Source organism: Streptococcus sp. VT 162 (assembly GCA_000688775.2).
In the GTDB taxonomy this organism is placed as follows: domain Bacteria; phylum Bacillota; class Bacilli; order Lactobacillales; family Streptococcaceae; genus Streptococcus.
This window is the reverse complement of the sequence record CP007628.2, coordinates 55,752-70,014: the sequence shown is the minus strand read 5'-3', so window position 1 is coordinate 70,014 and position 14,263 is coordinate 55,752. Positions and strand designations below refer to the sequence as shown.

The following is a 14,263-nucleotide window of genomic DNA, read 5'->3' as shown; positions in this document are numbered from 1 at the left end:
TCTCTAAAACAAATGACGTCTCTTCCTCATCGTGCTAAGCGAATACGGGTCACAATCCCATCTGGATCTACCAAATCCAACTCACTCGAATTTAACCACTTGATTGGTACTTCTAGCTCTTGTGCTTGCTTAACGATGTTCAGGAGTTCTTCCTTGCTTTCTACCTCAAGAACATAGTAGGCCAAGCCTGGCAAGCCTTGCTCACGCGGAGCTAGCCCTTTTCCAGCCCATTCGTTGACAGCCAGGTGGTGATGGTACTGACCAGCCGCTATCCAACTAGCACTAGGAATGCTAAATTTATCTTCTAGTCCTAACACCTTTTGATAAAACTGGCTCGCCGCGTGGCTATCCTTCACCGATAGATGGATATGCCCCATTCTCGTCCCTTCAGCTAGGATAAAGGGATCCACCTTTTCCCCTAACTCATAGATGTCCTGTGCCGCAAGAGCTTCGGTCACACCGATAATGCGGCCGTCTTCTCGAATATCCCATGAAGACACTGGCTTATCACGGTAGAGTTCAATGCCATTTCCTTCCAAATCCTCTAGATAAATTGCCTCGCTGTATCCATGATCTGCACCCCCGACCAGAGGAATCTGCAAGTCACTTAGGTGTTTCAAGACATCTGCCAAGGCTTTTCGTGTCGGCGACAAAATCGCCAGATGGTAAAGGCCGTAATACTCCCTTACTTCCCCTGTCTTTTCTGCCTGAATCAAGTGAACTAAGGCTTTTCGACCAAGTCCCAAAATCGCTTCTGTCTCTGTTTGGGATAAAATCTCCAAGCCAATAATCTGGTGATAAAAAGCCGTTTGAGTCTTCAAATCCTTGACATTTAAAACCACCTCGGCTAGGTAAATGTGGCTTTGGTACGCATAAGTCATCTGGGTGTCTCCTTTACGTTGTAACGTTGTAACTTTATAGATTACATCAATTATACACTATTGAGATAAAATGTCAACGAAGACAACTCAAAAGAGCTGGAAACCAGCTCTTCTTTTTATTTTACAACAAGCTCATAGCGAGTTTTGCTGGTGAAAGTTTCCCCTGCTTTGAGAATGACTTGGTCTTTGAGATCACTGTGAATAGCATCTGGTAAAGCTTGCGCTTCAAGGGCAATCCCATTGTGTTGCAGCATTGGCTGGCCTCCGATGAGCACACTCTCATCCACAAAGTTTGCTGTGTAGACCACAAAGCAAGGGGCCTCTGTCTTGAAAAGCAGGAAACGACCTGAGTTTTGGTCATAAAGGAAACCAGCATTGTCATGACCCGCAGGAAGAGCAAATGGGTGATCCAAACCAGATACCAACTGGATTTGCTCATCTTCCTCTGCAAAGATGTCCTTCAACAAAGCTCCATTGTAGATGTGTTTCACCACATCACGATTAGCATCTGGAGTCTTATCTGGAACACCGTCCGGAGCGATTGGGTAAATGCCCTCCGTATTTAGTTGGAAGACATGGCGGTCAACTGTCTGCGTGAAATCACCAGACAAGTTGAAGTAGCTGTGATTAGTTGGATTGACAAGCGTATCCTGATCTGTCGTCACCTTATAGCTGACTTCGTAGGCGCCAGTTTCTTCCAAGTGGTAGCTAATCCAAATCTTGAGATTACCAGGAAATCCTCCGGTCCCATCTGTACGCTCTGTGTAGAGGGTCAAGCCATGGGCGCTCACCTCTACCAATTCAAACAAGCTTGAATCCCAACCTGTTGAACCACTGTGGTTACAGTTGCTGGCATTGTTGACTTCAAGATTATAGGTCTGGCCATTAAGCTCAAATGTCGCACCTGCAATACGGCCCGCTACAGGACCTACACTTGCTCCATGCTTGGGACTATTGCCTACATAGCTAGCAAAATCATCAAATCCTAGGATAACATTAGCAAAATTTCCAGCCTTGTCAGGTGTGACATAGCGCAAAATGGTCGCACCATAAGTCATAATTTCAAGCTGGTAACCACCATCAGTCTCAAAGCGATAAGCCAAGACATCCTTGCCCTCATGATTTCCAAATACACGCTCTGTGTATGCTTTCATTCTTCTCTCCTTTGATCCATTTCTCTTAAGTAAACAAACCATAGAGAGTGTATTTACCATCTATGGTTGTAGTTTTTATTTTCAGAATCCTTTGTCAGAAAACCTTAAGTATCTTCTTAACAAAAAGGGATTCTTCTATTCTTGTTTTATGCTTCTACACGTTCTTTCCATGAAGTTGCTGTTGTTTGAAGAACCTTGTTGAGTTCGTCAATGTTCTCAAATCCAGTTGTGCGTAGCCACTCACGAGCTGCTGCTTCACCGTCTTTGATGTAAGCTTCAACTGATCCGGCCCATGTTGCACGGCCACAAAGAACGCCGTTGAAGTTTGCGCCTGATTCGTGGGCAAAGACAAGTGTTTCTTGGAAAAGTTTGGCTGATACACCTGCACTCAAGTAGATGTATGGCAAGTTAGTTGCTTCATCTTGCGCTTTGAAGAAAGCTGCTGCTTCTTCGCGTGTATGAACGATTTCACCATCGCCAAAGCCTTCAACGTATTTGACGTTGACTGGAACTTCTACTTTCAAGACATCGATGTTGAAACGTGGGTCTGAGAAGACCTTCATGGCACCGATAACCTTGTGTGGTTTGACTTTAGCGTATTCTGCAAAACCTGCGTCAGCGATTTTTTCATCGTAAGCCAAGATTTCAAGGAAGAATGGAATGTCTTCTGCCACGCACTCAGAACCGATACGTTCGATGTAGGCTTGTTTTTCTTGGTTAAGTTCGTCAGCGCTGTCTACGTCATAATAAAGCAAGAACTTCACAGCATCTGCACCTTGTTCCTTGATACGTTTTGCAGACCAAACATCCAAACAGTCAGGCAAGCGTTTGGTGCTTGTTGTGTCGTAACCAGTTTTCTCATAAGCAAGGAGAAGGCCGGCGTTGGCATCAAGCGCTTTTGTAGCTGGAAGTCCATATTCAGGGTCAAGGAGCATAGATGAAGCGTATTTTGTCAATTCATCTGCTACCAAGACTTTAAGTTCTTCCATTTGAGCCACTGTTGGCTCTTCTGTTTGGTATTGCGCCATAAGGCGTTTCAAAGCACCACGTTGGTCAAAGGCAAGAGCTGAGATAATGCCGTTCTCGTCAGAGAGTTTTTGCAAGCAAGCTACTTTATTGGGACTTAATTGTAATTTACTCATAAACACTTCCTTATTTTTGATAGTCATGAATGATCACACCTTGTACCACACGGTTTACGGTGCCTGTAGGAGACGGTGTATCTGGTTTGTTTTCTACCTTGAGTGAAGTCAAAAGGGCAAAGAGTTGGGCATAAACGATGTAAGGGAAGACACGGTAAATATCATTCAAGACACCGCCACAACCAAGTGCTACTTCTTTGACATTTTCAAGACCAAAGGCTTGATCACTCAAGAGCACAACACGACGAGCAATCTGATCACCAGCCACTTCACGAACTAAGTCCAAGTCGTACTTGCGAGTGTAGTCTGACGTTGTGCCAAAGATCAAAACAACTGTATCTTCATTGATCAATGATTTTGGACCGTGACGGAAGCCAACTGGGCTTTCATACATGGTCGCCACTTGACCAGCAGTTAATTCCAAAATCTTGAGCTGAGCTTCATGAGCAAGTCCAAAGAAAGGACCAGCGCCTAGGTAGATAACACGGTTAAAGTCGAGGTCAACCAGTTCTTTAACATCTGCTGCATTTTCTAGAACTTTACGGGCAAGACTAGACACAACTTCAAAACGTTCAGCTTTCACAGCAAATTCTGTAGGATCAAAAACCAAGAGAGCTGTCAACATCATGGACGTAAAACTAGAAGTCATGGCAAATCCAGCGTCATTAGAAGCAGCTGGTTGCAAGAGCAAAAGATTGCGGTCATCACCATGAGCTTGAAGAGCCAATTTACCATCTGCTGCACAAGTAATGGTCACTTGGTAAAGGTCGTCCACCAAGGCTTTAGCCAAATCAACCGTCGCCACACTTTCAGGCGAATTCCCACTACGAGCAAAGGATACAAGAACAGTCGCCACATCTTTTTTCAAATAAGTTTCTGGATTGGCAACAATATCAGTTGTCGCAATGGCATTGAAATTCCATTTGCGTTCGTCATAGACTTCCTTAAAGTAAGGCACCAAGGTATCTCCCACATAAGCAGAAGTACCAGCACCCGTCAAGATGACCTTGATATAGTCATGTTTACCAGCGATTCCTTGTAGGAATGCTGCAATTTCTTCCCGTTTTGCTTGATAGGCTTCAAAAGCTTCTTTCCATACATCAGGCTGTTGGTAGATCTCACGAGTCGTGATTTCTGCACCCAGTTCAAGTAATTCTTCTTTTGTGTAATTTAGCATAGAGTTCCTCTAATCTATTGTTGTTTCATTCCTATTGAAAATATGGGAATGGGAGTGACTCCCATTCCCATGTATATTCTATATAAGATGCTCTAAGTCACATCTTATTCATCTTCGTCATCATCGAAGCCCGCTAACAGGTCGTTGACTTTTACGATGCTTTCTGCAGCACGGCTCTTATAATCCGCATCTGCACCTGTAAGGCTTGCATTGATAAATTCAATCACCATTGGAAGATTCATCCCTGCGTAGAGTTCAATGTCGCGACCTTCCATGATCAAACGGCTTACCACGTTACAAGGTGTACCACCTAGAAGATCCGCAAAGACTAGGAAATCATCCAATCCTTCGATAGCAGCTTCAAATTTAGCAGTAAATTCTTCGGGACCATCTTCTGGAAGAAGAGCCACTGCATGAATGTTGTCTTGTGGACCCATGATCATTTCAGTGCTACCTTTAAGTTCTTCACAGAAACGACCATGACTCACCAAAATTAATGATTTTGTCATAAATTATGCGCCCATTCCAAGCAAGAATTTACCGATGAATGAAAGACCTACTGCAAGAACGATAATGATACCGATCGCTTTAGTAGAGTTCATACCTTTCTTACCAAGCAACCAGAAGATAAAGGCAGTAAAGATTGCTGGAAGCAAGCGTGGGAAGATTGAGTTCAAGATGTCTTGGAAGTCAATCATCTTTTCACCGATTGGCAATTTGTAAGAAATGTCAAAGTTGATCATTGTTGCTACAAGAGCACCCATCATGAAGACACCAAGTACAGATGCAGCGTCAATCAAAGCTGTCAAGGTACTTTGCATGTTGTTGATAAGGTTAACCCCTTCTTTGTAGGCAAATTCCAATTGTTTCCAACGGAAGATATCATAAGCAACTGCAACTGCGATCCAAAGGAAGATACCCCATGGTTGGCCAGCGATCGCCATAGTTGCTGCGATAGATCCCATGATAGCAGGTACAAGTGAACCAAAGATTGTATCTCCAAGAGGAGCAAATGGTCCCATCAAACCTGTCTTGATACCGTTAACGGCATCTTTTGAACCCACACCATCTTTTTCTTCCATGGCAAGGTCAAAACCAGCGATAATTGTGTGGAAGAATGGTGAAGTATTGAAGAATTGAGTATGAACTTTCATCATTTCTTTCAATTCAGGAGTTCCATCCCCATACATTTTACGCAATTGAGGCAAGATCATGTAAAGGTAACCAGAAGCTTGCATACGTTCGTAGTTCCAACCTAATTGGAAAGTAAACAAGCTACGTTTGTTGATTTGATTAAAATCTTCTTTTGTAAGTTTGTAATTAGAATTCGTCATCTTCGATTTCCCCACTTTCTGATGGTGTAGAAGGTGCTGCTACAGCTACTTTTTGGCTGTTCTTAAAGTGAACAACTGCAAGGAAGATACCTACGATAGAGATACCGATCATAGACAAACCTTTGAAGTTGTTAGCAAAGCCAATCTTTTCAGCAACATCAGCAGGAAGAGTACCAAGGATACCCGCAACAGCTCCACCAAGACCTGTTACATATGAGTAAAGAACAGTCAACATAGCTGTCAAACCGAATCCCATTGCAAGGTAGTGAAGATTACGTTTAACTGGAAGGTAACGAAGCAAGATTGCAAATCCAAGACCTGGAAGCATACGACCTGCAAGTGTCAAACCGTCTGCAACCCATTGGTATTCTTTAACAAGGTTTACAACACCTTGTACGAATTCTCCACCAAAAGCAAGAGCGAAGAATACTGGAAGGGCACGAGAAAGAGCCCATGGAAGCGCACCAAGTAGGTAGTTGCGTTCGATACCTTTGTAGTCAAAGCGTTCGATCGCAGCATCAATACGGTGTGCAAAGAAAGTAGTTGTCATACGTCCAAGAACGTCGAAGTATGTCAAAAGTGCTGCTACTGGTACAGCGATTGTTGTAATCGCAAGATCTGTATCAATACCTTGAGAGATAGAGAATGCTGTTGCAAGAACCGCACCAGAAGTTGCGTCGATACGAGAAGCACCACCAAAGGTACCAACCCCGAGAACGAACAACTGCAAGCTACCACCGATAAACAAACCAGTTGTCACATCTCCCATGATCAAACCAGTAATGAAACCAGCGAATACAGGGGAACCTGCAGATGAAACGATTGTCAACTCATCACAGATTTGATAAGCTGAGTACAAAGTGAGAAGTAAAATTTGCCACGGTTGTATCATAACAATGACCTCCTAAAAATTTTTTCCTATTTTAATAAGCTCAAAAAGTCTGAAACTGGATCATTTGGAACCATTTGAGCAGTGAGTTTCACACCTTTTTCTGCTAGTTTGTGGAAATCTTCCACATCCTTGTCTACCACGTTGATAGAACGTGTGATAGAGCGAGTTTCTGGTGTTTGAGACATATTGCCAACGTTGAGTGTTTCAAGCGGAACACCTGCTTCGACCAAACCAAGGAAACGGTCTGGTTTACGTGCAACGATAAAGAGACGTTGGCTATCGTATTTACCAGCAAGGATATTTACTGCTGCTTTCTCAACTGGCAAGATACTGAGTTTCACACCTGGTGGTGTCGCAAGTTTCAAACCACTCTTTTCAATATCGTTGTTAACAACTTCGTCGTCTACAACCATAATGCGTGAAACATTTAGTTTTCCAGCCCAAAGATTGGCTACTTGACCGTGGATCAAACGTCCATCGATACGGCATCCTACAATTGTCATAAGTTTTCCCCCTTTATGTGTTTTAGTGTAGGTTTACGAGTTAAATGAATCTCTTCTTTATATTCGCCCTCAGTTTCAAAGATGATGATGCGGTTAGCACCTTCCTTGAGATAGCTATGAGGGATATAAAGTGAGAGGGTCGGGCCGACGTTCCAGAAACGTCCTAAGTGACGCCCGTTGACAAAGGCAACTCCCTTACCAAACTCAGACAAGTCTAAGTAGGTATCCTTCGGCTCTTCAACAGTAAAGTCGAAAGCGTAAAAGGCTGGTTGTCCTTCTGTCCATCCTTTTGAAAAATCAATCTTCTCAGGATTATCCAGTGGCAGTGGATATTGTTTCCAATTCAGTAAGAAATGTAGATCCTTGCAGACACCTGTACGAATTCCTTTACGTTGCGTATCTGCCAAGAACTTATGTCCGTAGTTGACACGCCCCATATTTTCAATCAAGATGTCAATCTCTGAAAAGCCTTCTCGGTTGCCCTGACAGTAGATATCTTCACCAATCTCTGTCTGGTATTGAGTAGCAATCCATTGACCATCTACAAAGAGTTGAGCTCGGTCACGTCCATCGATGATACGGAGACGTTCTTCTTCTGCATCCCAACTTGCCTCATTGCGGTAGAGAAGGTAGCCATAACTTTGACCAAGTTCTTCCATCGCTTTTGGATAGAGGCTCTCAGTAGGACTAGAGAGACTATCCAGAGTTTCAAACAAGGAAACTTTTTCGACCAATGGAATGGACCCTATCTCCATGCTTTCCTTATAGAGTGGTTCCAACTGTGGATACTCTGGGAAGTGGGTTGCCATCATCTTCTTGACTGCTAAGTATTTAGCAGTTGGATTTCCTTCTTCATCGAGAAGGGCATCATAGTCATAAGATGTGACTTGTGGCAAATCCAGAGTCCCTCGAGCCGAGCAACCATTCATGAAACCAAAGTTTGTCCCTCCATGGAACATGTAAAGGTTGATAGAGCCTTGCTCCAATACCTCTCGAACAGCTTCTGCCAATTCTTTAGGATCACGAGTGATGATGGGTTCTTTCCAACGGTTGAACCAACCATCCCAGAATTCCATACACATGAGGGGCCATTTCTTGCCATGCTCATCAAAGAATTCCTGCATCTGTGAAAAGTTGTACGGAGCTTTAGAACCGAAGTTTCCTGTCACAAAGAGATCGTCTTCGATCAAGGTTCCGGCTTTCAGAGTAGCCCTCCATGGGCCATCTGAAGTAAAGAGTGGGCAATCAATCCCTCGGTCTTCCATCAATTTCCGAATTGCTCGTAGATAAGACTTATCTTCTCCATAAGAGCCATATTCATTTTCGACTTGCATCATAAGAATGTTTCCACCATTATCCAACAAGCGAGGCACAAGCCTTGGCAATAATTGGTCATAATAGCGAGCAACAGCCTCGATGTAGGCCGGGTCGGACGAGCGAATTCGCATGTCCTTGGTCAAGAGCCAAGCCGGCAAGCCACCAAATTCCCATTCCGCACAGATAAATGGAGACGGGCGTACAATGGCATAGAGACCTAGATCTTGTGCAATTTGAAGAAATCTCTCCAAATTTCTGGCACCTTCAAAATCAAACTCCCCTTCAACAGGTTCGTGTAAATTCCAAGCTACATAAGTCTCGACTGTATTAAAGCCAAGCGCCTTTAAGTTATAGAGAGAATGATACCAATCCTCTGCTGGAATTCTAAAATAATGAATGGCGCCGGACAAAATCTTGAACGGTTTTTCGTCTAAATAGAAATCGTCCTCAATTTTAAATCTGGTCATGTTATTACCTCTGACGAATTAAGTTTGCGCTTTCATTTATTATAATATTAACTATAATCAAATCTTTTGCATTTGTCAATAGGTTTTAGAAAATTATTTAAAATTTTTCTATTTTTTTACTTACCGTTTACCGAAATTATCTAAAAATAGCATGAAAACGATCTTTTTATGTATGATAATTCACAAGAACATCAAATGAATTTTTTTACATGTAAAATAACATTTTTAGTCTATTATTTTAATTTTTTGACCTTAATACTACTCTTTTCTTTATATTTGTGGTAAAATCAAAATTGGAGAAAGAGAATCGAGGTGAAATTTATGGCTATTCCTAAATACCAATATATTAAAGATGAATTAAAAAACAAAATCATCTCTGGTCAATTTGCAAGTGGAGATAAATTTTATACAGAAGCCGAATTGATCGCGATGTACGATGTGAGTTCAATCACAGTTGTTCGTGCCTTGAACGACCTTGCTAAAGACGGCTACATTGTCCGCCAACAAGGTAAAGGTACTTTCGTTTCACGTGCCCGCAAGCACAAACTCGTTGAGTTTTCAGATGTCGAAATCTTTGAAACAAAAGACGATAAAGTTACTGTCCTTTCTATCGAGCGCGGAAACAAACTTGAATATTTAGATAAACTTGGACTACGTGGAGATCAATTCTACTATAAGATTGAACGTATTCGTCAGACAAACGACGTGACATACATCTACCACACATCTTATATTCCTGAGCAATACATCAATGCCAACTATCCAAATCTTGACTATTATAGCTCTATCTATACACGTTTCAAATTGGATTACCGCATTCACATGAGTGATGAACATTTTGAGGAAATCAACGAAATCGCATTCCCAACACCAGAGCATGCTGCTTCTGTACTCGGAATCGATACACAATTCCCAACTGTCTTCCAAACGAAGACTACAAAACTTGAGGCCACTGGCCAAGTCCTTGCCTATAGTGAAACTTATAAGCGAGCAGACTACTACAAAATCAAATTCATCTCATGTAACCGAGGTCATTAAGAAAAAGCCTGAGCCTAGCTCAGGCTTTTTCTATATTCATTATAGCACGAGAAAAAAGTTGTGAAAACGCTATAAAGAACTCTTATTTAATTAGTAGCATTTTTACTAAAAACAAGGTAAAATTTCGTTTGGTTTTTCCTCTGTTTTATCCCTTATTAGTAAATTTCTCCTAAATCTTATGATTTCCTCTATTTATTATAGTTCTTATATAAACCCACTTGACATTTTACTCCTTAGATAATAAAATAAAATTGGTTTTATGTAAACGCTATCATATATGATAATAACAAGGAGGTTTTGTCATGAAACTAGAAAAGAAACAGCGCTTCTCCATCCGTAAATACGCGGTTGGGGCAGCTTCTGTACTTATAGGATTTGCTTTTAGCGCCCAAGTCGTATCTGCCGACGGGATTACTCCAGCTCCAACAGCTGAAGAAACTGTTCAAACGATTCAGGAGAGTCCACAAGCAACCGAAGAAACTGTAGACTCCAAAGTTCCAGAAAAACTGGAAGAAAAGGCTGACAAACCTGTAAAAGAGGAGGTCAAAGAAGACCAGGAGGCTCCTCGAACGGTTGCTCCAAAAACAGAAGAGTCAAGCGCACCAGTTGTGACAGAAAATGCTACTCCAACTCCTACTGCCGAGAAAGAAAGCCCTGCCCCAGCTGAAACTCCTGCCGAAAGTACTTCTTCAGAAAAGAAAAATGAAGCCGTCACACCTGCAGTAGCCACTCCTAGCACGGAACGAGCAGCTCAGGTAAATGAAAAACTGGCAAAAAGAAAAATGATCTCAATCGACGCTGGACGCAAGTACTTCTCTCCAGACCAACTCAAAGAGATCATCGACAAAGCCAAACACTACGGTTATACTGATCTTCATCTACTAGTTGGAAATGACGGCATGCGTTTCATGCTGGACGACATGACGATCAAAGCCAATGGCAAAACCTATGCAAGTGACGATGTCAAACGTGCACTCGAAAACGGAACCGATGCCTACTACAAGGATCCAAACGGCAACCATTTGACAGAAAGTCAGATGACAGACTTGATCAACTATGCTAAAAACAAAGGCATTGGTCTCATCCCAACTGTAAACAGCCCTGGTCACATGGATGCGATTTTGCATGCTATGAAAGAACTAGGCATCCAAAAACCGAACTTCAACTACTTTGGTAAGGAATCTGCTCGTACTGTTGACCTTGATAACAAAGAAGCGGTTGAATTCACAAAAGCTTTAATCGACAAGTATGCAGCTTACTTCGCTGGCAAATCTGACATCTTCAACATCGGGCTAGACGAGTATGCTAATGATGCTACAAACGCTAAAGGTTGGACTGTCCTTCAAACACAAGGAAAATATAGTAAATTCATCACTTACGCTAATGACCTTGCTCGCATCGTCAAATCTCACGGTCTCAAACCAATGGCCTTCAACGATGGAATCTACTACAATAGCGACACTAGCTTTGGAACCTTTGACAAAGACATCATCGTTTCAATGTGGACTGGTGGATGGGGCGGATACGACGTCGCTTCTTCTAAACTTCTAGTTGAAAAAGGCCACCAAATCCTTAATACAAACGATGCTTGGTACTACGTCCTTGGACGAAATGCCGATGGTCAAGGCTGGTACAACCTCGACCAAGGACTCAATGGTATCAAGAACACTCCAATCACTTCTGTACCAAAATCTGATGGGGCTACTATCCCGTTCATCGGGGGTATGGTAGCTGCTTGGGCGGATACCCCATCTGCACGCTATTCACCATCACGCCTCTTCAAACTCATGCGTAGCTTCGCAAATGCCAATGCTGAATACTTCGCAGCTGACTATGAGTCTGCTGAGCAAGCCCTGAAAGAAGTGCCAACAGACCTTAACCGCTATACTGCAGAAAGTGTCGCAGCTGTAAAAGAAGCTGAAAAAGCCATTCGCTCACTTGATAGCAACCTCAGCCGTGCCCAACAAGATACCATTGACCAAGCAATCGCAAAACTCCAAGAAGCTGTCAGCAATTTGACCTTCACACCAGAAGCTCAAAAAGAAGAAGACGCGAAACGTGAAGTTGAAAAGCTTGCCAAGAACAAGGTAATCTCTATCGATGCCGGACGTAAGTACTTCACGCTCGACCAACTCAAACGTATCATAGACAAGGCGAGCGAGCTCGGCTACTCTGATGTGCATCTTCTCCTAGGAAATGATGGACTTCGCTTCCTCCTTGATGACATGACCATCACAGCTAACGGCAAAACTTATGCAAGTGACGATGTCAAGAAGGCTATCATCGAAGGAACAAAAGCTTACTACGATGATCCAAACGGAACCACTCTTAGTCAAGCTGAAATCACTGAATTGATCGAGTACGCAAAATCAAAAGGCCTCGGAATCATCCCAGCAATCAACAGCCCAGGTCACATGGACGCCATGCTCGTTGCTATGGAAAAACTTGGAATCAAGAATCCTCAAGCCAACTTTGACAAGGTCTCCAAAACAACCATGGATCTTGAAAACGAAGAAGCCATGAACTTTGTCAAAGCCCTCATCGGCAAGTACATGGACTTCTTTGCAGGCAAGACTAAGATCTTCAACTACGGTACAGACGAATATGCCAATGATGCCACCAACGCTCAAGGCTGGTACTACCTCAAATGGTATGGACTCTATGGTAAGTTTGCTGAGTACTCTAACACCCTTGCTGCCATGGCCAAAGAAAGAGGCCTTCAACCAATGGCCTTCAACGATGGTTTCTACTACGAGGACAAGGATGATGTTGAGTTTGACAAGGATGTCATCATCTCTTACTGGTCTAAAGGATGGTGGGGCTACAACCTTGCATCTCCACAGTACCTTGCAAGTAAAGGCTATAAATTCCTTAATACCAACGGGGACTGGTACTACATTCTCGGTCAAAAACCAGAAGATGGCGGTGGCTTCCTCAAAAAAGCTCTCGAAAATACCGAGAAAACTCCATTTAATCAACTAGCATCAACTAAATACCCTGAAGTTGACCTTCCTACTATTGGTAGTATGCTTGCTATCTGGGCAGACAAACCAAGTGCCGAGTACAAGGAAGAAGAAATCTTTGAACTCATGACTGCCTTCGCAGATCACAACAAAGACTACTTCCGTGCTGACTACAATGCTCTCCGTGAGGAGCTTGCTCAAATCCCTACTAACTTGGAAGGATACAGCCAGGAAAGCTTGGATGCTCTAAATGCAGCTAAAGAGGCTCTCAACTACAACCTCAATCGCAGCAAACAAGCCGAGTTAGACGCTCTTGTAGCTAAACTCAAAGCAGCCCGCCTAGGCCTCAAACCAGCAGCAACTCACTCAGGAAGCCTCGATGAAAACGAACTAGCTGCCAACGTTGAAACCAAACCGGAACTCATCACAAGAGCAGAAAAGATTCCATTTGAAGTTATCAAGAAGGAAAATCCGAACCTCCCAGCTAAGCAAGAAAAGATTGTCACACCAGGTGTAGATGGCGAACGCACTCATTACATCTCTGTCCTTACTGAAAATGGTAAACAAACAGAAACCGTTCTAGATAGCCAAGTAACCAAAGAACCTGTGACCCAAGTGGTTGAAATCGGTGCCCCTATTACCCACAAAGGGGATGAAAGTGGCCTTGCTCCAGCTACCGAAGCGAAACCAAGACTGGATATCCAAGAAGAAGAGATTCCGTTCACTACCGTAACACATGAAAATCCACTCTTACTCAAAGGGAAGACTCAAGTCGTTACTAAAGGCGCTAACGGTCGTCGCAGCCATTACTACTCTGTGAGCACTAGTGCTGACGGTAAGGAAGTGAAAACTCTTGTAGATAGCCTTGTGACTCAAGAAGCAGTGACTCAAGTTATTGAAGTCGGAACCCTTGTAACCCATGTAGGAGACGAACACGGTCTTGCTCCAGCCGCAGAAACAAAACCAAGACTGGATATCCAAGAGGAAGAAATTCCATTCACTACTGTGACACGTGAAAATCCTCAATTGCCAAAAGGACAAACGCAAGTTGTTACTAAAGGAGCTAACGGCCACCGTACTGCCTTCTACTCTGTGAACACTACTGCTGATGGAAAAGAAGAAAGAACGCTTGTCAATAGCGTGGTAACACAGGAAGCGGTCACTCAAGTTGTTGAAGTCGGCACTGCCGTTGAGAAAGCTGAGCAAACTGCACCAACTACTGTCAAAGCAGATGAAAAACAACTCCCTGCAACAGGAAGTCAAGACTCTGCAGGCTTGGTCGCAGCAGGACTCATGGCGACTCTAGCAGCCTACGGACTGACTAAGAGAAAAGAAGACTAAGATTCTTCTAAGAGAATACGAAAAAGCGAGATTGAATCTCGCTTTTTATTGTTA

11 protein-coding genes are annotated in these 14,263 nt (G+C 43.0%); 2 read left to right on the top strand and 9 right to left on the bottom strand.

The features are described 5' to 3' along the window. Positions 1–26: 26 nt before the first annotated feature. The 9 genes from V470_00345 to V470_00305 form a co-directional block, all read right to left on the bottom strand. Complete coding sequence (locus V470_00345; GenBank protein AHZ46904.1) at positions 27–881, bottom strand: glyoxalase; 855 nt, start codon at positions 879–881, stop codon at positions 27–29. 116 nt (positions 882–997) lie between these two features. Beyond that, positions 998–2,035, bottom strand: coding sequence for an aldose epimerase (locus tag V470_00340; protein AHZ46903.1), 1,038 nt, complete (start codon positions 2,033–2,035; stop codon positions 998–1,000). A gap of 146 nt (positions 2,036–2,181) precedes the next feature. Next, entirely contained in the window at positions 2,182–3,177 is a 996-nt protein-coding gene (locus V470_00335) for a tagatose-bisphosphate aldolase (GenBank protein ID AHZ46902.1), read from the bottom strand. Between the two features lie 10 nt (positions 3,178–3,187). Then, positions 3,188–4,354 carry a tagatose-6-phosphate ketose isomerase gene (agaS, locus tag V470_00330; GenBank protein AHZ46901.1) on the bottom strand — a complete coding sequence of 389 codons (1,167 nt, stop codon included), beginning with the start codon at positions 4,352–4,354 and terminating at the stop codon, positions 3,188–3,190. A 104-nt stretch (positions 4,355–4,458) separates the two neighbouring features. After that, the gene (locus V470_00325) at positions 4,459–4,863 is read right to left on the bottom strand and encodes a PTS fructose transporter subunit IIA (GenBank protein AHZ46900.1); all 405 of its coding nucleotides are present in this window, start codon (positions 4,861–4,863) and stop codon (positions 4,459–4,461) included. A 3-nt stretch (positions 4,864–4,866) separates the two neighbouring features. Then, positions 4,867–5,688, bottom strand: coding sequence for a PTS fructose transporter subunit IID (locus tag V470_00320; protein AHZ46899.1), 822 nt, complete (start codon positions 5,686–5,688; stop codon positions 4,867–4,869). Then, complete coding sequence (locus V470_00315) at positions 5,675–6,580, bottom strand: PTS fructose transporter subunit IIC (GenBank protein AHZ46898.1); 906 nt, start codon at positions 6,578–6,580, stop codon at positions 5,675–5,677. Before V470_00315 ends, V470_00320 begins: the two co-directional genes overlap by 14 nt. 26 nt (positions 6,581–6,606) lie before the next feature. Next, positions 6,607–7,083: a PTS mannose transporter subunit IIAB gene (locus tag V470_00310; protein AHZ46897.1), complete on the bottom strand. Its 477-nt coding sequence runs from the start codon at positions 7,081–7,083 to the stop codon at positions 6,607–6,609. Next, positions 7,080–8,867 (bottom strand): beta-galactosidase, encoded by a 1,788-nt coding sequence (locus V470_00305; GenBank protein AHZ46896.1) that lies wholly within the window; start codon positions 8,865–8,867, stop codon positions 7,080–7,082. The genes V470_00310 and V470_00305 overlap by 4 nt, the downstream gene beginning before the upstream one ends. A gap of 321 nt (positions 8,868–9,188) precedes the next feature. Here V470_00305 and V470_00300 point away from each other — a divergent pair, with 321 nt between their 5' ends. After that, positions 9,189–9,905, top strand: a complete 717-nt coding sequence (locus tag V470_00300; GenBank protein ID AHZ46895.1) for a GntR family transcriptional regulator — start codon at positions 9,189–9,191, stop codon at positions 9,903–9,905. Between the two features lie 302 nt (positions 9,906–10,207). Next, the gene (locus tag V470_00295; protein ID AHZ46894.1) at positions 10,208–14,209 is read left to right on the top strand and encodes a beta-N-acetylhexosaminidase; all 4,002 of its coding nucleotides are present in this window, start codon (positions 10,208–10,210) and stop codon (positions 14,207–14,209) included. Positions 14,210–14,263 lie beyond the last annotated feature (54 nt).